The 24,701-nt window shown below is 41.0% G+C and carries 14 protein-coding genes; all 14 read right to left on the bottom strand.

The genetic code is table 11. From position 1 onward, the window contains the following. Positions 1-5,086 (bottom strand): KxYKxGKxW signal peptide domain-containing protein (locus tag FZ954_RS11990; RefSeq protein ID WP_262366244.1); only part of this gene is annotated, 5,086 nt, incomplete at its 3' end. Between the two features lie 429 nt (positions 5,087-5,515). Further along, positions 5,516-5,692, bottom strand: a complete 177-nt coding sequence (locus FZ954_RS08750) for an XRE family transcriptional regulator (RefSeq protein ID WP_148878083.1) — start codon at positions 5,690-5,692, stop codon at positions 5,516-5,518. A 70-nt stretch (positions 5,693-5,762) separates the two neighbouring features. Next, entirely contained in the window at positions 5,763-7,091 is a 1,329-nt protein-coding gene (gene gtfB, locus FZ954_RS08745; RefSeq protein WP_148878082.1) for an accessory Sec system glycosylation chaperone GtfB, read from the bottom strand. Between the two features lie 30 nt (positions 7,092-7,121). Next, a complete protein-coding gene (gene gtfA, locus FZ954_RS08740; RefSeq protein WP_148878081.1) occupies positions 7,122-8,651 on the bottom strand; it encodes an accessory Sec system glycosyltransferase GtfA in 1,530 nt (509 codons plus the stop codon). 14 nt (positions 8,652-8,665) lie between these two features. Then, positions 8,666-9,514 carry a hypothetical protein gene (locus FZ954_RS08735; protein ID WP_148878080.1) on the bottom strand — a complete coding sequence of 283 codons (849 nt, stop codon included), beginning with the start codon at positions 9,512-9,514 and terminating at the stop codon, positions 8,666-8,668. A gap of 267 nt (positions 9,515-9,781) precedes the next feature. Further along, on the bottom strand, positions 9,782-10,957 hold the full coding sequence (locus FZ954_RS08730; protein WP_148878079.1) for a family 1 glycosylhydrolase: 1,176 nt from the start codon (positions 10,955-10,957) through the stop codon (positions 9,782-9,784). Positions 10,958-11,020: 63 nt separating this feature from the next. Continuing rightward, positions 11,021-13,921, bottom strand: coding sequence for a hypothetical protein (locus FZ954_RS08725; RefSeq protein WP_148878078.1), 2,901 nt, complete (start codon positions 13,919-13,921; stop codon positions 11,021-11,023). Positions 13,922-13,990: 69 nt separating this feature from the next. Further along, positions 13,991-16,378 (bottom strand): accessory Sec system translocase SecA2, encoded by a 2,388-nt coding sequence (secA2, locus tag FZ954_RS08720; RefSeq protein ID WP_148878077.1) that lies wholly within the window; start codon positions 16,376-16,378, stop codon positions 13,991-13,993. Further along, the gene (asp3, locus tag FZ954_RS08715) at positions 16,368-17,402 is read right to left on the bottom strand and encodes an accessory Sec system protein Asp3 (protein WP_148878076.1); all 1,035 of its coding nucleotides are present in this window, start codon (positions 17,400-17,402) and stop codon (positions 16,368-16,370) included. Before asp3 ends, secA2 begins: the two co-directional genes overlap by 11 nt. Beyond that, on the bottom strand, positions 17,399-18,958 hold the full coding sequence (gene asp2 / locus FZ954_RS08710) for an accessory Sec system protein Asp2 (RefSeq protein WP_148878075.1): 1,560 nt from the start codon (positions 18,956-18,958) through the stop codon (positions 17,399-17,401). Before asp2 ends, asp3 begins: the two co-directional genes overlap by 4 nt. Beyond that, positions 18,945-20,546 carry an accessory Sec system protein Asp1 gene (asp1, locus tag FZ954_RS08705; RefSeq protein ID WP_148878074.1) on the bottom strand — a complete coding sequence of 534 codons (1,602 nt, stop codon included), beginning with the start codon at positions 20,544-20,546 and terminating at the stop codon, positions 18,945-18,947. Before asp1 ends, asp2 begins: the two co-directional genes overlap by 14 nt. A gap of 6 nt (positions 20,547-20,552) precedes the next feature. Next, positions 20,553-21,812 (bottom strand): accessory Sec system protein translocase subunit SecY2, encoded by a 1,260-nt coding sequence (gene secY2 / locus FZ954_RS08700; RefSeq protein WP_148878073.1) that lies wholly within the window; start codon positions 21,810-21,812, stop codon positions 20,553-20,555. Between the two features lie 167 nt (positions 21,813-21,979). Next, positions 21,980-23,203 (bottom strand): glycosyltransferase, encoded by a 1,224-nt coding sequence (locus FZ954_RS08695; protein ID WP_148878100.1) that lies wholly within the window; start codon positions 23,201-23,203, stop codon positions 21,980-21,982. Positions 23,204-23,563: 360 nt separating this feature from the next. Beyond that, entirely contained in the window at positions 23,564-24,361 is a 798-nt protein-coding gene (gene pflA, locus FZ954_RS08690) for a pyruvate formate-lyase-activating protein (protein WP_005590787.1), read from the bottom strand. Between the last annotated feature and the right edge of the window lie 340 nt (positions 24,362-24,701).

Genomic DNA, 24,701 nt, shown 5'->3' with positions numbered 1-24,701 from the left:
ATACTGAAGCACTGATTGAAGCAGACACGCTGTTGCTCATGCTTGTGCTTGCTGATACTGAAGCACTGATTGAAGCAGACACGCTGTTGCTCATGCTTGTGCTTGCTGATACTGAAGCACTGATTGAGGCAGACACGCTGTTGCTCATGCTTGTGCTTGCTGATTGGCTTGCACTGATTGAGGCAGACACGCTGTTGCTCATGCTTGTGCTTGCTGATACTGAAGCACTGATTGAAGCAGACACGCTGTTGCTCATGCTTGTGCTTACTGATTCAGATGCACTGATTGAGGCGGACACGCTGTTGCTCATGCTTGTGCTTGCTGATTGGCTAGCTGATACAGATGCTGAAGTACTTTGACTTGCAGATACAGACGCTGAAGCTGATTGACTAGCTGATACAGAGGCTGATTGGCTAGCACTGATGCTTGCTGAGATAGATGCTGAAGCACTTTGGCTCGCACTAATTGACGCAGACTGGCTCGCGCTTACTGAGATAGACGCTGAGTTCTGGTTGTTAGATGCTGAAGCTGAGGCACTTTGGCTTGCGCTTACTGATGCTGAAGTACTTTGACTTGCAGATACAGACGCTGAAGCTGATTGACTAGCTGATACAGAGGCTGATTGGCTAGCACTGATGCTTGCTGAGATAGATGCTGAAGCACTTTGGCTCGCACTAATTGACGCAGAGTGGCTCGCGCTTACTGAGATAGACGCTGAGTTCTGGTTGTTAGATGCTGAAGCTGAGGCACTTTGGCTTGCGCTTACTGATGCTGAAGTACTTTGACTTGCAGATACAGACGCTGAAGCTGATTGGCTTGCAGATACTGATGTTGAAGCACTTTGACTAGCTGATACGGATGCGCTGGCTGATTGGCTAGCTGATACAGATGCTGAGTGACTAGCACTTACTGATGCTGAAGCGCTTTGGCTAGCTGATACAGATGCTGATTGACTAGCACTTACTGATGCTGAAGTGCTTTGGCTCGCACTAATTGACGCAGACTGGCTCGCGCTTGCTGAGATAGATGCTGAGTTCTGGTTGTTAGATGCTGAAGCTGAAGCACTTTGGCTTGCGCTTACTGATGCTGAAGTACTTTGACTTGCAGATACTGAAGCTGAAGCTGATTGGCTAGCTGATACAGATGCTGATTGACTAGCACTTACTGATGCTGAAGCACTTTGGCTCGCACTAATTGACGCAGAGTGGCTCGCGCTTACTGAGATAGACGCTGAGTTCTGGTTGTTAGATGCTGAAGCTGATTGACTAGCTGATACAGAGGCTGATTGGCTAGCACTGATGCTTGCTGAGATAGATGCTGAAGCACTTTGGCTTGCGCTTACTGATGCTGAAGTACTTTGACTTGCAGATACTGAAGCTGAAGCTGATTGGCTAGCTGATACAGATGCTGATTGACTAGCACTTACTGATGCTGAAGTACTTTGGCTTGCAGATACAGAAGCTGAAGTGCTTTGGCTAGAACTAATTGACGCAGAGTGGCTCGCGCTTGCTGAGATAGATGCTGAGTTCTGGTTGTTAGATGCTGAAGCTGATTGACTAGCTGATACAGAGGCTGATTGGCTAGCACTGATGCTTGCTGAGATAGATGCTGAAGCACTTTGGCTCGCACTAATTGACGCAGACTGGCTCGCGCTTGCTGAGATAGAAGCTGAGTTCTGGTTGTTAGATGCTGAAGCTGAGGCACTTTGGCTCGCACTTGCTGAGCTTGATGCTGATTGGCTTGCACTTACTGATGCTGAAGCGCTTTGGCTTGCACTAATTGACGCAGAGTGGCTCGCGCTTGCTGAGATAGAAGCTGAGTTCTGGTTGTTAGATGCTGAAGCTGAGGCACTTTGGCTTGCACTTACTGATGCTGAAGCGCTTTGGCTTGCACTAATTGACGCAGAGTGGCTCGCGCTTGCTGAGATAGAAGCTGAGTTCTGGTTGTTAGATGCTGAAGCTGAGGCACTTTGGCTTGCTGATACTGATGCTGAAGTACTTTGACTTGCAGATACAGACGCTGAAGCGCTTTGGCTAGCTGATACAGATGCTGAGTGACTTGCACTTACTGACGCTGAAGCGCTTTGACTTGAGCTTACTGATGCTGAAGCGCTTTGGCTCGCGCTTACTGATGTTGAAGCACTTTGACTTGCTGATACAGAGGCGCTGGCTGATTGGCTTGCTGATACAGATGCTGAGTGACTTGCACTTACTGATGCTGAGGCACTTTGACTTGCAGATACAGACGCTGAAGCGCTTTGACTAGCTGATACTGATACTGATTGGCTTGCTGATACAGATGCTGAAGCCGATTGACTTGAGCTCACTGAAGCACTTACGCTTGCACTTGCTGAGGCACTTTGGCTCGCACTTGCTGAGCTTAATGCTGATTGGCTTGCACTGATGCTTGCACTTACTGAGGCTGAAGCTGATTGGCTTGAGCTTACTGATGCTGATGCGCTTTGGCTTGCACTTACAGAAGCTGAAGCTGATTGGCTTGAGCTTACTGATGCTGATGCGCTTTGGCTTGCACTTACTGATGCTGAAGCTGATTGACTTGCACTAAGTGATGCACTCGCTGAGGCACTGGCTGAACGGCTTGAGCTTACACTTGCTGAAGCTGAGCGACTCGCACTTAGCGATGCGCTGGCTGATGCACTCTGGCTAGCACTCAAGCTTGCTGAGTGAGATTGACCTGCGCTAAGCGAGGCACTAGCTGAGGCACTTGAACTTTGGCTTCCTGATACAGAAGCGGATACACTACTGCTCACGCTCGCACTGGCTGAGGCACTTTGGCTAGCATTTGCTGAGATAGATGCTGATTGGCTCGCACTGATGCTTGCTGAGTTAGATGCTGAAGCACTTTGACTTGCAGATAAAGAAGCTGAAACTGATTGGCTCAGGGATCCGCTTTCTTTAACATTTACTTGAATGTCCTTAAAGTTAAGCTGTCCCGCTTCGTCAGTGATCTTATATTTAAGTGTTACAGTTCCTGTTTTAGTAGGCGTTCCAGAAATTTGGATAGATGGGATATAACCAGTTTTACCAGCCCCTGGTTCATTGCTTTTAGTAGTAACTGTTAATCCAAGAGCTTCTAGTTCTTTCTTACCATGAATCAGTTCAACCGCTTGATCCGCAAGGTAAGAACTTTGCCAAGAACCAACAGACTTATCTCCTTTGTTATTACCATCATGAACATATAAAGTTTCATTAACTCGTTTACCGACTTCAACCTCAGGAACTAGTGGTTCAGGGGAAGGAATTAGTGAGTCTTTGCTCTTGTTGATAATTGACTCCTGCGCAGCCTCAGTTACAACTTCTTCTGGACGGCCTAGATAGGTAAAGAATTCAGCATCCTTACCTCCCACTCCATCATTATGTCTGATAAGATAATTAGGATTTTCAGTTTTAACAGTCCCCGTAACAGTGACTTTAGGAACATAGGTAAAATCAGCACGTCTTTCCACTCCTTGAACAAATCTCAAGCCCATATTTCTGGTCCAACCACCATTACCAGCGTACAAAGTAATAGCATTTCTAGCATCTTGCTCATATCTATACTGTTTATCATTATGGAAATAGTAGGTTTCATTGACTGTATCTCCTACTTTATATTTTGCAAGAGGAGCCAGTGCTTCTTTTTTCCCTTCGGCATCATACGTTACAGCAGGTCCCTTAAACTGAGAAGTAGTGAAGTTCATGAATACGCTGGTTTGAGGAAAGCTACGTCCATCAAAGGTCACATCCAGATTGACACTACTTCTAAGTGGTTTTGGATTATCACTCTTAAAAGTTACATATGGAATATAACGTCCAGGAGCCACTTCCACACGACCTGTTTCCGAGGTAATATTATATTTCTCTTGTGCTTCTTGCCAGTTTCGAGTCTCTAGAGTTGTTCTTGGAGAAAGTCCTGCAGACTCACTATCCTTATATGAACCGTAAGGATATTCGTCCGCATCAAATTGAGACTTATGCATGTAATATGTTACCGAGAAAGGAACACCTGCTCGTCCCAGAAAGACCCGTTGTCTATTTAAACGACCACTTGTTTCTGGAGAGTTGATGCTATATGGATCGGTATTTAGAAAGAAAGGTTCTTTTGATCCAGTATCGATCGGATTTGCTCTAAAACCAGAATACCCTGTCTTTGGTGCAATCGCTACAGTATTGTCAACCTTTTGGTTTTTCTCAGCTTGCTTGGTTGTATCCTTACCTTGGGCTTGGTTCTTATCTGCTACAACACCAGCTGCGATGTTGTTGCTTGTTGTTTCTGCTTGGCTTGTGCTAAGAGCTGCACTAGCCAAACTTTGGTTAGCACTACCTGATACAAGACTTGCCGCAGGGTTGACCTTAAGGTTGAGCGATGCAGAAGCTGAGGTAGACACAGAAGCCTGAGCTGATGGTTCGCTAACAACTGATGTACTCTCAACTACAGAGGCAGGTGCTTGAGCGCTTGCTGACTCTGATGGTGTAGAGCTTACTGATGCAGATGCTTTTGCACTTGCTGAGAGTGATGTAGGAGCTGATGCTGATTGACTTGCTGAGGCAGATTGACTGACTGAAGCTGACTGACTTGCTGAGGCAGATTGACTGACTGAAACTGACTGACTCGCACTCGCTTGATCCTCAACAGATTGACTGACTGATACAGAAGCTGTTGCAGATGCTTGTTCTGCTTGAGCTTTCTTTACTTCTGCTTGCGCTTGAGCGATGATTGAGTTGGCACTTGTTTCAGTTGTTTCAGCTACTTTCGGTTCAGCTGAGATGACTGTTTTATCCTTTTCTGTATACTCAGATGTTTCATCCGCATAAACAGTTTGCTCTTGAGTCATCACAAATCCTGCAGCCCCCGCGGCCAGGATTCCCCCTATACCCGCTAGCGTGTTAAAACTAAGGTGTGCGTGATCAAGTTCTTCAGTGTCTGATAGGGTACTAGAGACAACTTCGCCCATCCCACCGATACGGAAGAGATCCAATTGAGAGTTCGAGGCTTTTACCCAGTTTTTCCCCGACTTGTAAAGCTTATAACGCTTTTTCTCATCTACGATCTCGAAATCTTTGTTAAATTTTTTACTTCGAAACATTCGATTCCTTTCTTTTATCCAATTGCGACCCTTTGTTAATCTCATGACCATTAACAAAGCGTAGTTGCGCTGCCCTCTCAAAACCAAAGCCAATAAAAGCCACAGTCAGTCTCAGTTTTTATCCCTTTGACTCAGAAAATGCAGATTTCAACTGGCATATACCAGTTGCTTTTATCTAGTATAGACCATTTATTATTTTAGCAAAACAGTTCCTCCTTTTCAAGCATTTATACTCTAAATAACGAATGAAAACGCCTAATTTTTACCTAAAATTCGCTTTTAAGATTCAAATAATCGAAAGCGTTTTATCTTTCGAAATCCCTACTCCCCCCCTTTCACACTAGTTCAATTAGATAGAGACAAAAAAACCTGACGAGCAAATCGTCAAGGTTCATCTGCTCTAGAGACCTCCGCCATCCAGAAAAAATCCTAGAAAAAGTGTCCCAACTGCATGATGATTGTGACTAAAAGGGTGATAAGAAAAAGAATACCACCTAGAACTGCAATCATACTAAACTCTTGCTTCTCTCTTTTCAACGGTCTCCTACGATTATCTAGTTGCTCGTTGATATGTTCCTGCAGAATTCCTTTTTTATTCTCTGGCATGATTGTCCTCCCTTACTAAATCTGCATGAAGGAACTTGCCCTCATCGAAAGCAAGTTCTCATGTATCTGGTTAAAGAATGGCCTTATATTGCTCCAAACTAGCTTGATTAGCAGCCTGTTTCTGCTTGTCAAGGGCGGTTCCCATCTCCTCTGTATGAGTAAGGACAGCTTGGATTTTGTCCACCATGGCCGAGACATTTTCTGGCGAATAAATGTGATCATCCGCAATAAATCGACGGCTATGGCAAGTGTTTTTGAAGCTGAGAATCAGCATGTTGTTCTCAAAAGCTGTGCGACAAGCATTTAGGATTTCATCGCTGATATTGATATCCAGATACAAGTCACAGCGAGCAAAAAGTTCATTCACCTTAGCTGGACGAATATTAGGGTAGAGGGAAATATTCGGATAGCGATTGAGCCCCATCAAATGGCCAGACATTTCTGTGATGGCTCCAATATGGAAATGTACATTTGGCAGCTGATTCAAGAGCTGCTCTATTTGCTCAAGCTGATCACTATTGGTTAAAATCAAGGCTTCTGGATTCATATTATTAAGACGCTGGTAATCATAAATATAACCAATATTGTGGAAATAGACTTTTTCTTCTGGTGTTGCCAAGCTTTGAATTTTCTCATATACCTGCCTGTCCTGAACAGCGATGCGGATGTTGCGATGAGGCATTTTCATAGCTACTTTCATATTACCAGGTAAGGCTTCTCCGATAGGCTCTTGCCAGAAAAGGACATCTTCTGCACGACCATTTTTAGGACGAAGAGAGTAGGCCACCAAGAAGGGGGTTGCTAGAGAATTATAAATAATACGATCTGTATCATATCCACGATATTGCAGATAAAAGACGACAAATTCTTGTTTGGATTTAAAGATATGACGCTTTCCTTCAAGTGTCAAGATGATATCGCCAGTCAGATGATTTTCCATAATCACCACGACATTGTTCTGGTCAAAATAGCGAGTATGGGTCGGACGTTGTGTCTGATCATAGGTTATTTGTGCGAAAAGGCGTCCTTTGCGATTATAGATATCTGCTGCTCGAACCTTCCCCTCTGTATCCAACCATTCGACAGCCCGCACACGTCTTTCATGCGTTGGTTGGCGATAAAAAATATTCGCACGCTTCTTGCCCATATCCAAGATTTCACCATTTACATTGCTGGAGCGAATCTCCCATAGGTGCGGTTTGGGGACAAGATTAAAATAAATTGGACGGCCCTCTGGTGTATCCAAATTTCCTGTAAAATAACTGTAAGGAGACTCGACATCTGGTGAAAGATAGCCATCATCTTGTACAACAACAACAGGACAATCAAGTCCTGTTGCTTTTAATGAACGTAACAAATCAAAACTTGCTTGATCATAGCGGTCAAACAAACAAATCATAGTGGTTATGCCTTTCTTTCTGAATCCTACTTAGTTGGTCTGAGCCGATCGAACTAGGTCAGACCAGCGCTGGGCAATATGCTCATCAAGGTAAGGCTCAGCTATCTCGTAGGATACACGGGACAAATCTTCTTGAGAATGTTGAGTTAATAGCTGAACAATCTTTTCTGCATACTCTGTCGTCATGGCATCTAGATCATCTGGACGAGCCTTAGGAATCAAGTAGCCATTTTCCCCATCACGGATAAAGGTTGGATTTCCATAACGTACATCAAAACCAATAATCGGCAGACCAGAGCCAACCGCTTCTAACAGAGTCAGACCAAAACCTTCACTTGTCGATGCTGCTAGATAAGCGGAATAATTCTTGTAAATATCCGCCATATGATGATGCCCCATCAGTCGAATATACTCTTCTGCTTGCAGATCCGAAATCAGCTTCCGCAGCATAGCTTCCTCACCACCTTTACCATAAATATCAAAGGTGATTTCCGGTAGTTGCTCATGCGCCTTCACCACAGAGTGAATCAGCCAATCAATATGCTTTTCACTGGCCAAACGAGAAGCTGTCATCAAACCAAAAGGTTTCCGCTGACCTTCTGGTCGGCGCAGCTGATCCAAGCTACCCACAGGAATAGTTAAAATATTCTTCGGCTTGATGTCGGTATATTGAGCAAACTGCTCTTTCAGAAGCTCTGTTTGAGCATCCGTCGAGTTGATGATGTAGTCCACTTCTTCTGCGTATTCAAATTGATACTCGTAGTAATTATTCCATAAGATATACTCTTTTTCTGCGGGATTTTCACTAAAGTGGTCTGCATGAACGATGACAGCTAGTTTGGCATCCCCCTTATTGGCGAAGATTGGCTGGCCAATATCTGTCTCTCGGTCTAGAATCAGTAAATCCTTGTCTGTCAACTTCAAGCTTCTCATGAAATGAGCAACAAATTCCTGCTTGGAGTAGAAAACCTGATCTGGAAAACGATAAACTTGCGTTTCTGGCTTACCGTCTACTTCATCGATAATCTCTTCGTAAGCCACACTACCGTCTTCATTGAGCCAAGTCCGTTGATAGAGACGAGCCCGACCATCTACAGGACTATAGTATTCAATAAAGTTTTTGGTATACGTATAATATTCTTTCTGAATGAGACAGCCACGCGAAACAATCTCTGCCCGCTCAATCAGTTCATTATCCATATCGCATGAGTAGCACGTTACGAAATCATTATCTCCAAACAAGATCCGAAAGGTCTTATTCTCAGGATTACGGACGATTTCCAGAGGTTCTCTATCAAAACTAGCTAAAACATGTGCTAGAGTGTAGGTTGTTGGAGCAATCTTAACATCTGTAAAATACTGATAGAGCCAAATGACCTCAGAGTCTTCAAAGCCGATATTCTTCGTCAAATGTTCAATATTATCGGCTGAAATAAAATCCATAAAGATGAATTTTGCCTCTAAGCCCACACTGCGAAGCAATTTTGCACGATAAATTTGTGCGTACTCAACCCCGCTGCTTGCCCAACCAATTCCTAGGTTGATGTTATAAATTGTCATAAACCATGTTCCTCTTACAAAAGATTATCTTTTTTAATTCTTGAAAGGCGTTTGATGATTTTTCCTTTCTTCTTTTTCTCTTTTTCTTTGTCTTCGTCTTTAGACTTTTTGACAGGAGAAGTGAAGTAAGTAACGGGAACAGAGCTATCTGTACCTGTCTTAGCAAATGTTTGCTCAATATTTACAACTTCTTTTTGTGGAGCAGAGATTTCTACTGGGACTTCTTCCTCACCAAAAACATCTGATTCATTTACTTCTTCTTCATGCGTTTCAAGAGAAGCTTCATCGAATAAACTTTCAGCTTCAACTTGCTCATTTGAAGCTTCGTCTTCTTCCAAAGGCGTATCAAACAAACGCGTAGCTTCATCTTCCTCTAAAGGAGTATCAAATATGCTTGCAAATTCGTCGTCTTCCGAAGCTTCCTCGATTAGACTTGCGATGTCAATTTGACCCTCTAAAGTTTCTTCGTCTAGAATCTGACCAATTTGACTAAGAAGCTCTTTGATTTTTTCCTTTTGCGCCTTATAGAGTTGTTCCGTTTCAAGACGTTTTTTCGTCAATTCATCGATCTCTTCAAGGATAGACGATCTTACTTGTAAGAAGTCTTTCTGAGCTTTCTCTAGAACCTCTTGAGCCTCTTTTTCTGCCTTTTCATGTGCTTCAATAATCAGCGATTTAGCATAAACGACGGCTTCACCGATTTCTCTTTCTTGGTTCTTTAAAGTATCAATTTTTTTACGTAAAGATTCAATTTTCTCATTCTTTTTGCGAATTTCGCTATCAAATCCTTCTTCTAACGATTCAATGTATTCTTCAACTTCCTTGGCACGATAGTTACCAAATAGGGTCTTTTTAAGTCTCATTCTGCTCCCTCTATTCTTCATTTATTCTAATTATATACTATCTTATCAATTGTAGCATAAAATGACGCTTATTACCATTGTTTTATAAGTTTCCGAGCAAAAAAATCAGGATACTACAAGAGCAAATAAAATTCTATCCACCTGCTAGTTCCATGGTTCTCTTAGTTTTGTAACCTTATTCTTTTATAAACAAAAATACCTGAATAGATGACATATAATCCATTCAGGTATTTTCTTAAAAGGTAACTAGATGTAAACGCATCTACTTTAGAAATTGAGATCTACCCAGCTGAGAGGTGTATAGCCAAGAAGCTCAACGCCATCATATTCTACTGTTTTAACGATCTCTTGAATATTCGTTTTTAGCTCTTCTATTGATCGGCTGTCTGACTCATCTAATACTAGATCATCTTCCACAATAAATAGTGGCTTTTGATAGCGATCATAAAGATTATTCATAGCTAGGCGAAGACCTACAGGATCAATTGGATTCTTATTGGTATTGTTATAGCCATATTTATTGATAAAGACTTCTTGAGAATTACTAGATGCATGGTAACTAAAGCTAACAAAATCAACCTTTCCGACTCGTAAGTCAAAGAAGTCATCATTTTCAATATCCAAAGCAATCTGCTCACGCTCTAATCGGCGCAAGAAATGGTTTGGATAAGAACCACGAACTTGTACATCTGTAAAGACATAGTTTTCACGGTTCTTGACTTCTGCTTCCATCGCATCAATCGCACTATCTAGATTCTGACTATAATTACGACTGACTACCAACATGCCACCAAATTGAAATTCTGGATTGATTGATTTTCCAAGCTTAACAGCACGTGCCGAAGCGACCAATTGATAGTGAGCCGCTTGCCAGATCCGTTGGTTCCGATTTTCTCCCTCTTCAAAAGACAGACCGCCACCAAGATATGGTAAATGGTGTAAAATATTAAATTCATTAAAGGTAATCCAATATCTTACCTTGTCTTTAAAATGTCTGAAAACAGCTTCTGTATAATGCTCATAAAGTTCAATCATCTTGCGGCTCTTCCACGCGCCGTATTTTCCATACAGATGAAGAGGAAGATCGAAATGACTTAAAGTGACAATCGGTTCAATATCCTTTTGCAACACTTGATCAATGATAGCTTCATAATATTTCAAACCTTCTTCACTTGGCTGCGCTTCTTCTCCAGTTGGGAAAATTCGCGCCCAAGAGATAGAAATTCTATAAACATTGAAGCCCATCGATTGAATCATATTCAAATCACTAACATAATCTGGTTGACTCGCTAAAGTAAATTGTCCCAGAAGATCATAGGCACCTATTGGTACTTTTTTGTAGTTGATTTCCCCTGTCAGTACTCCTATACGCGGTTCACTAATTGGTAATACATCCGTCGTTCCCAAACCTTTATTACTGTTGGGCATCGTATTTCTAATCATAATGACTCCTTTTGATTTTGTGAATATATGTGGATACTATTGCATCCTCTAGTATCTTTAAAATTATCGCTGGTCTTTCTTATTTTGAGCGATTGAAGCCAACCCAGATAATGTGCTAGCGACATTTTTTAAGTCAGGAGAAATTGGCTGTAAACCTGGTCTTACCATCTGATATGCCTCTTGATCTGTCACGCTCAAGTTTGGAGTTGCAGACACTTGAACAGACAAGCTTTCTTGAGATAGTGCAACTGTCTCTGAAAGCTCCTGAGATGCAAGGTTCATGCTATCAAGCGATTCTTGTTGATAAGCAAGACGCATTGACTCTGTTCGAGACAAGCTAAGTGACAGAGATTCTGAGACTTGTAAACTATGTGATACTGACTTAGACTCTGAAGCACTCTGTCTGTAAGAAAGCAACTCTGAGACTGAAATACTATAAAACTCAGATAAGGAAACTCTCACAATACTTTGACTGAGGTGCTCTGATTCACTCAGAGAAATCGACTCACTCAAACTAAAGGAAGTTGAGATGCTGACACTATGACTAAGAGATTCTGAAAGACTAATAGAGACTGATGTGCTCTGACTAGCCGACTCTGAAACTGAAATTAACTTACTTTCATATGCAGATTGGGCTACCGAAGCACTAACTGAGAGTGACGAACTGAGCCAATTATACTCTGAAATTGATTGACTCAAACTTAAAGAAGTTGAAAGGCTCGCACTTTCACTTAATGATTCAGAGATACTGAGGCTCTGGCTAAGACTTTCAGACTCACTCAAACTCAAGGAGCTTGAAACACTCAGGCTTTGACTCAAGGATTCTGAAACACTGAGGCTCTGACTAAGGCTCTCAGACTCACTCAAGGAAACTGATTCACTTAAACTAAAGGCAGTTGAAAGGCTTGCACTCTGACTGAGAGACTCTGAAACACTCAGAGAGATTGAAGCACTCTGACTAATAGAGTCGGAAATTGATGTTAACTTGCTTTCCAATTCAGATTGGGCAACAGAGGCACTAACTGAGAGTGACGAACTGAGCCAAGTATACTCGGAAAGTGATTCGCTCAAACTAAAGGAAGTCGAAAGGCTTGCGCTCTGACTCAAGGATTCTGACACGCTAAGGCTCTGGCTCTCTTGTTCAGATTGACTGACTGAAATTGACTCACTGAGGCTCAAAGAGTGTGAAGCGCTGACACTTTGGCTCAAGGATTCTGAAAGGCTGAGACTCTGACTAAGGCTTTCAGATTCACTCAAGAAAGTTGACTCACTCAAACTCAAGGAGCTTGACGCACTGAGACTTTCGGATTCACTCAAGGAAATTGACTCACTCAAGCTTAAAGAAGTGAAGACGCTCACACTCTGACTGAGAGATTCTGAGACACTAATAGACTCGGATATTGATGCCAATTGGCTTTCCAATTCGGATTGAGCAACAGAGGCGCTAACCGACAATGAAGAACTTAACCAAGTATACTCGGCAATGGACTCACTCAGGGAGCTTGAATCGCTCAAAGAGACTGACTCACTGAGACTGAGGGAGGCTACTGTCCACTCACTCAAAGATTCTGAAAGAGAAAGAGACTGGCTATAGCTAAGTGATTCTGATAGCTGCTGACTCTCCTTGGCTGATTCAGATTCGAAAAGAAGTTGAGAAAATGCTTCACTCAAGGATAGAGACTGACTGAGGTTCAAAGATTCAGATGCCGAAAGGCTAAGTGAAGTAAACTCAGACTGAGCCAACCATTCAGAAGTAGAGAGGCTCAGGCTAGTGCTAAGAGAAATCAAGAAAGTATCCGGCTTATTCTCGTTTACTGAAGGTGAATCAGCTTCCTCCTCATAAACTGAATCTGAAAGACTCATAGAAGCCTCTTCTAAGGCACTGAGAGACTCAGATTCTGAAAGGCTCAGACTAGCACTAATGGATTCTGACAGAGAAACTGACTGACTATCCGCTACTGAAGTTGAAACAAATTCGCTAAGAAGGATAGAAGCCGACTCGGAAAGACTCTCGCTTGCACTGATAGAAGCGGATAACCACTCACTCTCATAAAGTGAATCTGACTCTGATATGCTGAGAGATTCAGATTCAAAGATACTCCAGTACTCAGACTCAGAAAGGCTCTCACTGGCACTGATAGAAGCGGATAACCATTCACTCTCATAGAGTGAATCTGATTCTGATATGCTGAGAGATTCAGATTCAAAGATACTCCAGTATTCAGACTCAGAAAGACTCTCACTAGCACTAATAGAAGCGGATAACCACTCACTCTCATAGAGTGAATCTGACTCGGATATGCTGAGGGACTCAGATTCGAAAATACTCCAGTACTCAGACTCAGAAAGGCTCTCACTTGCACTGATAGAAGCAGATAGCCATTCACTCTCATAGAGTGAATCTGACTCTGATATGCTGAGAGATTCAGATTCGAAAATACTCCAATATTCAGACTCGGAAAGACTCTCACTCGTGCTAATAGAAGCGGATAAGGATTCATCCTCAAGAGCCAGCTCAGATTCTGAATCTGACTGATCGATAATGTGAGAAGAAGAGTCTAAAGAATAAGTCTCTAATGAATCCTTCTCCCACAGCGAATCTTGAAGAGAACTCTCGCTTGTTGAAACAGAGCCACTATCGAAATGTTCAGCAGACAAACTCATTGAGGTCGAAACGCTCATTGATAAGCTTTGGCTGACATTTTTTATCAGATCATCTACTACCAAGCTATTATTGGCTTGAAAATCCTCAAAGTCTTCCATAATAGAAATTGGCTCTGTCTGTGGTTTTAATTCTTCATTAATACCTAACACAACCTGATTCTGCTCTTGGGGTTTTCGGCTAATCGGTTTTAAGATGGCTGCATCCGGATCATAATAATTATCATCCTCCGTCACCAATCGTTTAAACTTCGATATAACGCGCTTAAACCCCTTTGCTTTTGCTTTATTATTCTTACCCATAAATATACATTTTCTCCCGAATGCAGTTATATCCTTATTATAAAGTCTATAGCACAATCTGTCAAAACTTTAGCCAAAGAAAACCTCTAATTTCCCTGTAGGCTGAACATTGACATAACTAAGCGCCATATTTTTTATAATTTTAAGATTCATGTCTGCATTCATTCTCTTATATGACTCAAAAGCCTCTTTATGAAACTCATATACAGGATTCTTTTGCGCATAACCTTGACTAACCACTAAAGTTTGAAATTGTTGGAGATAGTCAACTTGCTCCACCCAGCAATCATCCACTGCTCTTAACACTGCGATGCGCTGAAGCTGCCCAAACAGTTCTGAATCCTCAATTCTATCGCGTTTCCGCTGATATTCTTCAATGAAAAGCTTAGATAGAAACTTCTTAACCTGACGAATGTTTGTCACATCTAAATCTCTCGGAATGCCTTGACAATAGTAGCTAATGTTATCCAAAACAAATCGATACAAATCGGCCTGCTCTCTAAATGGATGCTTCTTCATATAGGCGTCCATAGCATCTGATAAAACAGATAAAAAATATTCTAGTTTAAAGTCAGAATGAGCAATAATGTCATTGCGCTTGTTATAAATGATTTGCCGTTGAATTCGGATACTTTCGTCATACTGCTCCGTTGATCGTCTTGAAGCAGCTGCCGCATTATCGCTGTTTCTCTGAGCTTCTGTCACCTCATATTTAATACGAACAGATTTTAGATGAACCTTCTGTTTTTCCTCTGGCTTGGCGACTTCTTTTTGATAAAAATCATTGATCCACTTACTGCCAGTCTTTGTGATAATATCATCTTCAAGTGAAACAAAGAATTTACTTAGTCCAGGCGCACCTTGACGGCCTGCACGACCACGAAGCTGCAAGTCCACTCGTTCACTGGACATTCTCTCTGTTCCAATAACCGCCAATCCGCCTAATTTAGCAACGCCTTCTTCTAAAATAATATCCGTTCCCCGACCAGCCATAGAGGTTGCGACGGTTACCGCAGAACGCCGGCCAGCCTGTGCAATCATCTCTGCTTCTTTTGCTGCATTGTAAGCATTTAGCACATTATGAGCGATTCCTTCCTGCAATAGGAGCATAGAGTAAATTTCTGACATTCTTACCGATCCTGTCGCAATCAGAACTGGCTGCCCCTTTTTGTGTAGTTTTTTAATATAATCCAAGGAAGCATAAAGTTTTTGAGGGATAGTTAGATAAATCTCATCTGGATAATCAATCCGCTGATTGGGTTTTCTAGTTGGTACAACGACCACTCCCAAGTCATACACTTCACGAAATTCATCTTCACAGACCTTCCCTGTACCCGTCATCCCCGCCAATTTAGGAAACATCTTGAACAGATTTTGATAGGTAATAGAGGCCATGGAACGTGTTTCTAAGGAAATCTTTACGCGTTCTCTCGCTTCCAAGGCTTGGTGCAAACCAGATTGGAGTTTATTCCCTTCTAAAACTCGCCCTGTTGCCTCATCCATCAGCTTAACTTCGCCATTTTCTACAGTATACTGACGATCTTTTTCAAATAAATGATTGGCCCTTAAGGCCAAATTGATTTGACGGATCAGTTGGTAGTTATTTGGATCGTAAGCATTTTGTACACGGAAGTATACTTCTGCTTCCTTGACACCTTTTCTCGTCAACCAGACTGAAGTCCGAGTCGAATCTAGCTTAAAATCTTCCCCTTCCTTCAAGGTCTTAACAAACTCATCACAGGTAACAAATAGATTGGACTGAACCCGCGGAGAGCCTGATATAATCAGAGGCATCTGTGCACTATCCAAGAGAGCTGCATCAACCTCATCCACTAAACAGAAATAGAACTTAGGCAAGAATTTCTTTGCTTGAGAGGTCGCTAAATTTTCTTCAAGGTAGTCAAATCCCAGCGCACTATGTGTTGTATACACGATATCACTTTGATAAATCCGCTGCTTTTGCGCAACCTTCAATTTTTTAGCTGGATTTTCTGAAACACCAATCCCAACTGTCATTCCTAAGTAATGAAAAACAGGAGCCATTTGTTTAGCGTCACGTATCGCCAAATACTCATTGGCCGTAACTAAGATGGTGCTGTTTCCAGTCAAAGCATTTAAGTATAAGGGCAGAATTGCTGTTAGTGTTTTGCCCTCTCCCGTCCTCATCTCGGCAATCTGATTGTCTTGCATGACTAAGGCACCTAAGATTTGTACATCGTAAGGATAGAGGCCCAAGACACGCTTAGCCGCTTCACGAATGGTGGCATAGGCTTCTGGTAAAATTTCCTGCAGCCTTTCTCCCTCAGCAAGACGGCCCTTAAACCATTGAGTTTTGGACTGCAATTCTTCATCTGACATGGCTGCATAATTATCAGAAAGCTGATTAATCTTTTCTAAGATTTTTTTATAACGCCTTAGTTTAAAGGAATTAGCTAAATGTAATTTTTTAGGCTTCATTCTTTCTCATCCACTCTTCCGTTTTCTCCAAGTCTATTTTTTGAAGCAAAAAGGACTGATCCAACAAATAATCAATTTTGGTTAGTACCCGTGGCCTATTTTTCAGATGGGCATATTCTTTTACTCTAGCTGAATTGAAGCGTTCCAGTAGTAAATCTCTAAATAGAGGATAATTCGCCCTATTTCGATAGCGATCCAGAACATGCTGATAATCCAATTCTGGCATGAAATCATCAGTCACTAAAGCATAGGCATTTTCAAATTGCTGTGAGTAAAGTAGGGCTGCCATATTTGAAATCGGCCCATAGCCAGAAAAAGCGACCTTCTCAAAAGAATATTCTCGAGACAGCTTTTCAATTGTTCCAAGCAATATTTCGAAGAACTCTTTTTCCATATACAAAAGAGCGTCTTTATAGGAAGAATTGACTACCAGCAAATTTGGAAAATGTTCCCGAACAATTTCTGGAATGTAACCCGTCCGATTAAAATCAGGCTCCGTAAAGCAAACGTAAATCGTCTCTTGATTGACGTCCTTATGCAATAATTTCGAAATCCAATAGCGATCGACAGTATAATCTGCCACACCTTCTTCAGCAATATAGATGCTTTCAAACAAGAAACGATGGCAACCTGAACTCACTAATTGAATTTCATAATGGTGGGTATTGTTCGGAACACGAATGCTCATCGTCTCACCCTGCTTAATGATTTGATTAAAAATCTCCTCATCACGCGCATTCATAAATTCAATCTTCAAGTAGGTCGAATTTTCAGGAAGAGTCTCCAGATGGCTGCCAAAGATATAGTTTTCTCCTCGCTTCAATTCAGGAAGCTGGCTCGTATTTCGTAAAGCCTGATAGTTTGCTTGCGAATGCCATTCATGAATGACTGTACCAGACGGCATGAACTGATTCTCATATAAAACATGCCCATCTGCTAGCAGCTTCACAGACGATCCATATAGATACTGTGATACACTTTGCATATCCCAATAAGCAAAATAGATTTCTTCCTTGTATCTCACGAATCAAACTTCCTTTCAAAACTATTCACTAATAAAGTTTTATACTGATTAAAGAACCATTCGACAATTCCTTGCGTATCATCATTGTGTCGTCCAGTCAATCCTTTACTAATGATATTAACGCGATAAGCTCGCTTCCCTAGCTCTTCTAGCATATCAGGGTAGGCCGTACCATCGTAGTCATCATGATACATATAAGACACAATAAATTTCGTCCTTGAAAAATCAGCCTCTTTGAACGATGTCCAGAAGTGCTCATTAAGTTGAGCTATTCCTTCCTCTGATAATTCTCCTGTTGTACGAAGCACCAAATCTAAAGAAGTAGGAAAACCTCCAGGACGAATCGTGGACTCATTCTCTGCAATATCGCCTAAATTTACTAAGGGCTTGCCGACAATCACTGCATGAGGCTCTAACTTGGAAGCATAATACAGGGCTCCAAAGGTCCCCATTGATAGTCCGGATAAGGTCAACTGATCCCTTGTAAAGCCTAATTCATCTAAACAGTGATGAATAACCTGAACAAGCTTTTGCTCTAGCTCTTCTGAGCCGAGATAGAAAGCACCACCCTCAGAACGCGGATCTCCAATCAACAAGAAAGGCGCTCCCAAATTGTTCATCATCCAGTATCCCTCAAATCCTTCAGCTGGACGATAACCAGAAAAATAAATATTGAGAGGTGGCTTCAAATCACCAGGATGGAAGTAGTAAATCAATTCCTCCCGATTTTTATCCACGACACGATTTCCACCAATCAACAAGTCGCCATAACCTAAATGAGACTGGCGATGGTGGAATGGTCCAATTTTCACAATTCCTTGACCTTTTACTTGAACACTGACGCTTAGGTAATAAGAATCGCTGGTATCCAAAACGAGAGGCTTATCAAAAGATTCTTCATCATAAATCCATTCTTGCATGGGAGAATTGCCAACTGGATAACCCTTGATGACATAACGAATTACGCAATCTTCAGAATTTCTGAACTCTGGCCATAAATCCAAAGGGGCGTCTGCACTCAGAAAGATATTGTACTGATAGGTTGCTACAGTTTGGTAATCCTCACCATATTGGCCACACAGACGGAGATAGTTAGTTCCTTCATAGTTAATCTGACCTGAGAAGGAGGGATTGACAGCTAGGTGATTAACACTGAGCTTGGTACCACTTTGCTTGGAAGAAAAGCCCCGTGAAAATAGATACAGCATCTGAGCTGGATCTTCAAAAGTAGACTGAACGGCCCTTTTGCGTAAAAGGAATCTCTCCAAGGTTTTTGTAGTGATTTGACAGCGTTCGTGATAAAACAAGCGATAAACCTGAATTAAGCTGTCCAATACTGTAATGTACTCAAAATGCTCAACAGTATCGACCAATACAACATCATAGGGCTTAGCAGCCTTCGGTTTCTTCCTATCCTTTTTTAAAATACCAATATCTTCGGGCAAGAGGGACATGATATCTTCTGGTTTAACAAATGTCCATGCGATATTACTAGGAATCTCATATTGGTGCTGCCAATTCTCATTGGCAATCTGTAGGACACTAATTCTGTTCATTTAGCTTTAATTCCTTTATCGTATTTTTCCACATTTCGACAATTTCTCCCCTTGTATACAGCTCAATCCTCTTAACCGAATGCACCAAAGACTGATTCCAGTGTTCCAAATCTGTGAGGTAATACAAGAGTGCCTCTATCAGGTTAGAAATATCATTCATGATCCAACCATTTTCGCCATGCTTCACATAGGAAGAATTATACAAATTCACTTGAGGAATCCCTCCGCTGATACCCGCAATTTGAGTTCGTATATCTGCCGGGCTTCCCAAATCCAAGATGACGCGAACATACTTCAGAGCCTTTGCCAAATCAGTATCACTATGAATCACCACAGTATCAATTCGCTCTCTGGGGCTATCATCATCTTCTAAACGTGGATCGCCACTCTTAGCAGCCTTATCTTTGTCAACAAGGAGCAATTTTTCTGCATACTTTGTTGATGATAAAGATTCCTCAAGAAACTGTCGAATAGAAGCTTCTCGACCAAAATCCTGACTCTGCGTCCCAACCAATAAGTCAATCCACTCATGTTGCAACATCATATCAAACAAGGAAGTAAAGACATATTGAAGATGATGTTCTGGTAAAGTATCGAAATTGACATAGATGATCAACTCTTTTTTCCGCTGACTATGCCCAAGATTCAACTGTGTATCATAAGGTGGAATTTCATAATAAGCAGGAAGTTGCTCTTCTTCTACTTCCCCCACTTGTTCTGCAATCTTCACAATTTTATCCAAGCTATCTACCACAAAAAATGGGGTATCTTTTAAATCAGAGAATAATTGTTCTGTATTCGTAATCGGATAACGATTGCCAAAGAAGGACAGAACAACAAGATGATCCTTCTTAATCTGTTGGAAAAAATGATTATGCTGCACATCTGCTGAAACAATAATTGAATCATCCTTGGTTAAAACAGAAGCCAAATGCTGCTCTAGCTTTTCTTTAACAAGCTCTTCAATATTCTGATAGACATCCTTAGCAAATGTGCCCTGTGCCTCAGGATTGATAATGACCTGCTGGTTATCAGCTGTCAAAAATTCTCTGAATTGCCATATCCCTTGTGCATTCAGATAGTCCTGATAATAAGGCTGATTATGCTCAAAATAGATAATACTGGAGACAAAGCCACGGTCATCAAAAACAAGCTGATAATCTATCTGATTATTTTCAAAATAGGTAATATCAAAAATATTACCTATTTGTGAAAAATTAATCTGAGCATGAGGTAGGTGGTCGACGTGAACATCTACAATAAAAGGAGTATAAAAGATTTCTGCTCCCTGCGGCCATTTCAAATCATCCAAGCGAATTTTTCGTGCAGGAACGTCTGTCAGACCTTGTATGCTATCAAATAGGTTCCACATTTCATCTGATGAAAGTCTTTGTTGATAAAAGAAAGTCCGGATATGAGGTGAATAATTCAAAATCAGGACAGAGTTGGCTTCTCCTGATTGTTGAAACATCCGCAATAAATTTACGGCATCGTCAAACATCATATTTTTCGGTTGCAGATAGAAAGGTAGGGCAGTAGAATACCATTTTCGATCTTGTTTATACCAAGAAGGTACAAAGTAAAACATATCCCTCTATTCTCCTTTTACTTCTAGTTCTTTATGATAATAAGTCCCGATTCTTAAGATTCGTATTTCTTCACGCAAGGGCAAGAGCATGCTGATCAAAATGACTAGTGTACTTGGCAAGGTCAAAAAGAAACTTGGCAAAGGCAAGAAGAAATTAATAAAATAGGGCAGGCCGACATACATGATGAGATAGATAGCTCCTATATTTGATTGCAAAGAAATATAGTGTTTTAACACTTTTAAGGTTTCTTTCCCCGGCTGAATATAGTCAAAATATTCTCCCTGACGCTGCAAGCGTTTCGCTGTCTCTTCCGGTTCCAAATTGATATAGGCAAACAAAATACCTAACAAGTAAATCGCAACTAGATAAACAAAGAGACCCAAGGGCTTTGTAAAGTCAAACAAATTCCCAAATTTTACTGAAAATCCTTTCCCTGTCCAGTCTAGTAATAATTGGAACAACATCAAGACACTTGTCGCATACATAATGGGCATTCCACCAGAAGGAATGAACTTAATTGGCAAATAAGATTTATCATAGTAGCGACTGCTTAACATGATCCGATTGAGAGGCAGACGTATATCGGCTTTCTCACATACGACAGCAACAAAAGTCAAGAGAAGATAGGCCAATAGAGCCACAACTAAAATCATTCCTCCTCGGACAGAAGACAAGGATTTCCCAAGCAAGACTATTAATTGGTCAGCAAACTGGAGTAAAATCCCTGAAATGATAATAATGGTTGACCCTCCCACTCCCTTACGAGTATTAAGACTTGACAACCAAATAATGATAAAACTGCCTGTCACAACTGTGAGTAAAACTGCTAGATTATAGAGCCAATCATCTACAAGAAGTAGAAAGCGACCGTTTCCTCTATAAGCGGTGTACATAATGGCTAGTCCCTGCACAATCGCAAAGAACAAGGTTAATATTTTTTGAAAGAAATCCGTTTTTTTAAGAGACCAAGATTGTATATTCCAGCTTTTCTTTAGGTTCATGACTTGCCATACAATCATCGTCGTAATCCAAGGTCCTAAACCCAAAGAAAATACTGAAATCTGAGAAACATCAATTCCTGCCAGCAAATACAAAGCGGCCAAGGGATTGTCTTCCTTTATCCGAAAAGCTTCCATACTGCCATTGTAGCCCGGAAGCAAGATATGTCTTCCTAATATATAAATAGCAATGATGAACAGTGTAAAGAGGATTCTCTTTCTAAAAATATTCTGACGCTTCTTTATCTTAAGACCAAAGTGCTCCATTTATTATCCTTTATTTGTATTTTGGACTTGCCCAGAGTCCTCTTTTCATACATAAACTTGTCTTTTAAGCCAAATACTTAAGAAAGCAAGCCCATTCCATAGAATTATAGATAAGGAATCAACTTGCTTTCTCTATTTCGATTACAAAATGTAGGACAATTCGTCATTTAATTAAAATCTGATCGAATTTTTTCCACCATTTCCTGATAGTTCTCATGTGAGAATACTTGCTCTGAAATCCCTTCTGTTTGTACATTATCAAAGGAATAAACAGGCTTACCAGACTCTTGAAACTCTCTAATTACAGTATCGAATTTCTGATCGTGATTGATATCAAGATAAATGTCGCTGCTTGCAAGTAAATCTCTCAAAGGATATGGCAAAATTGCAGGGTGCAAACGAACATTTTCATAAGCCATCAGTTTGAGTAACTTATCAGACATCTGTGTATAGGCAGCAATATGAAATAGACAGTTTGGTAATGCATTCACCAAATCTTCAATTCCCTCTAACCTATCTGAGTTTGTCAAGGTTACACAGTGGAGAGCAAAACCTTCATCCCTCTGTTTAATAGCTTTCTCGACATCAAATTCATCTGTCTCAATAATTGTAGACCAATCAAGAGAATTGTAAAACCACCATACTTCACGCAGACGCATGTTGGAAACAGTGTTCCATGGTTTTTGACCAGAAATATAATGCAAAACAGCAGGTAGTGGAGAAAGTGGAATTTCGAAAATCCAGTCATGCTTATCTAGCGCAGCTCCCATGTCAAAACCGATTTGAAAATTGTAAGTATCTTCCAAATCAAGTTTTTTGCCCTCAAACATCAAATTCAAGATAGACTGATCACCTTCAGTAAAATTGGCTAATTCTCTATCTGTCAACTCAACCAATTGCTGAGCCATGTTTTCTTCACGCCAACGCTTATTATTGATGAGCATCATTCCAGAATTAAAGCCAAAGCCTACTCCATATGTCGCGCGAGTCGTTGCTACATAATAATCCTCCAGATCTATCTCAAAAAGATGGTCCAGATTTCGTGTCACAACAATATCACAATCTAAATATAAGACTTTATCTGCTGCAACGTAATTCGGTATAAAATAGCGCCCATAGGCCATGTAGTTGATATGAGCGTAAGTCCCAGCTTCCCATTTCGATTTCACCTGATCGTCAATCTGGTCATTAAACAATTTCACATCGTTCAACTGACTCCCAGCTGCTTCTACCTTCCGACGCGTATAGTAAAACCATTCTTGAGGAATATCCTGATTGAAAACATAAATATCTAGATTTTTATGATGACAGCAAAGAGATTTTATTGTTGTTTCAATCTGTCTAATATACCCGTAATCTCCCGAAACCACAATGGCTTTTTTCTTTTCCAAAACACTACTCCCACTAAGCTTATTCAATTCTCTAAAAAAATCGCTATTAGGGTTTATTATACCATAAATTCCGCCTTTATTCAAACACCTTCTTGGAAGCTGGACCTAACTTTTCTAGCCTTAAAATAGAGGTGAAAGCTAATCAGGCAAAAAGAAGAAAGCTTGCTATAAGCGCTTCTAATATATCCATCCTTTTAAAATCTGACAGCCACTACCTGCAACGTACTTAAATGTGTGCTTTCATGCTATCAAATCTTATAAAAAACAAGATCAGATTCGGCTATACCAAAGGATTAGAAGATATTTTCTTAAGAAAAATGGACTGGTTTCTCTCCAGTCCATTTCCCCTACTTACATCACTTAGTTATTATGCACTCGATTCATGTATTCGGTGTAAGATTCTGTTTGCATCAGTTCCTTGGCATTCTTGACCCGATCAGCAGTCGGTGGCTTCACGCCTTCCAGTGAATAAGGAATGCCCAGCTCCCGCCACTTGAATTCTCCCATAGTATGGTAAGGAAGGATTTCAAACTTATCAACGTTCTTGAGTGTTTTGACAAACTTACCTAGCTCAATCAAGTCCTCATCACGGTCGGTTAAGCCTGGCACCAGAACGTGACGAATCCATACTGGCTTTCCAATATCTGAGAGATATTTTGCACAGGCCAGGATATTTTTATTGGTCTGAGTAGTCACGATTCTATGCTGCGCTTCATTAATTTCCTTGATATCCAGCAAGACCAAATCCGTCACCGCCATCAGTTTATTAAACTTTTCTAGATAACGAGGCGTATTTCTAAAAGGCAGAGCACAAGTATCCAGCGTACAATGAATCCCCAGCTCTTTAGCCTTGGTAAAGAAAGCAATCAGAAAGTCGATTTGCAGAAGAGCTTCTCCCCCGCTGACGGTAATACCACCTTTATTACCCCAGAAACCTTTGTAACGAAGAGCTTCTTGTAGGATATCGTCCACAGTCCGCAGTTGAGACTTGTTAGTCTCCATCTCCCAAGTATCTGGATTGTGGCAATATTGACAACGCATATGACAGCCTTGCAAAAAGACGATGAAGCGGATACCTGGTCCATCCACTGCTCCAAAACTCTCCGTAGAGTGCACCATTCCTGTTACTTTCCCATAATCAATCGCTTCTTCAACCATAATAATCCTCTTGTACCTGAAAACGTTTTACTATAACTACATTATACCACGATTCTAGTGAAAATAGATAGATTCTGCCTATTTTTTAGAAAATAAACTGTTTTTCAATTTCATTTTCATTGTGTTACAACAGATAAAGTCTTCCATTTTTCTTAAAATTGCCTCTCTCCGTTTCCAGCTTTCTCCATAAAAAAAGCCGCCCTAGAGGGCGACCTTTTCGGAGATTGTTATGAAAAAAAGGTGCGGAACTATAGCTATAACAGCTGCTCATCTGTTAAACTAAAGGACTCCTTCTATCAAATAAAGTTAAGAGGTCTTCATTTGATGCTTCTAGTATACT

This window comes from Streptococcus sp. Marseille-P7375 (assembly GCF_902460365.1).
Lineage (GTDB): Bacteria > Bacillota > Bacilli > Lactobacillales > Streptococcaceae > Streptococcus > Streptococcus cristatus_I.
Note: the sequence above shows the minus strand (reverse complement) of the source record. Positions and strands in the feature narration are given on the sequence as shown.

What these genes read in the sequence shown, in the direction of transcription:
- FZ954_RS08735 (WP_148878080.1), bottom strand. Translation starts at nt 9,514, where the DNA reads ATGAGACTTAAAAAGACCCTATTTGGTAACTATCGTGCCAAGGAAGTT.
- secA2 (WP_148878077.1), bottom strand. Translation starts at nt 16,378, where the DNA reads ATGAAGCCTAAAAAATTACATTTAGCTAATTCCTTTAAACTAAGGCGT.
- FZ954_RS08725 (WP_148878078.1), bottom strand. Translation starts at nt 13,921, where the DNA reads ATGGGTAAGAATAATAAAGCAAAAGCAAAGGGGTTTAAGCGCGTTATA.
- secY2 (WP_148878073.1), bottom strand. Translation starts at nt 21,812, where the DNA reads ATGGAGCACTTTGGTCTTAAGATAAAGAAGCGTCAGAATATTTTTAGA.
- asp1 (WP_148878074.1), bottom strand. Translation starts at nt 20,546, where the DNA reads ATGTTTTACTTTGTACCTTCTTGGTATAAACAAGATCGAAAATGGTAT.
- FZ954_RS08750 (WP_148878083.1), bottom strand. Translation starts at nt 5,692, where the DNA reads ATGCCAGAGAATAAAAAAGGAATTCTGCAGGAACATATCAACGAGCAA.
- asp2 (WP_148878075.1), bottom strand. Translation starts at nt 18,958, where the DNA reads ATGAACAGAATTAGTGTCCTACAGATTGCCAATGAGAATTGGCAGCAC.
- pflA (WP_005590787.1), bottom strand. Translation starts at nt 24,361, where the DNA reads ATGGTTGAAGAAGCGATTGATTATGGGAAAGTAACAGGAATGGTGCAC.
- gtfA (WP_148878081.1), bottom strand. Translation starts at nt 8,651, where the DNA reads ATGACAATTTATAACATCAACCTAGGAATTGGTTGGGCAAGCAGCGGG.
- FZ954_RS08730 (WP_148878079.1), bottom strand. Translation starts at nt 10,957, where the DNA reads ATGATTAGAAATACGATGCCCAACAGTAATAAAGGTTTGGGAACGACG.
- gtfB (WP_148878082.1), bottom strand. Translation starts at nt 7,091, where the DNA reads ATGATTTGTTTGTTTGACCGCTATGATCAAGCAAGTTTTGATTTGTTA.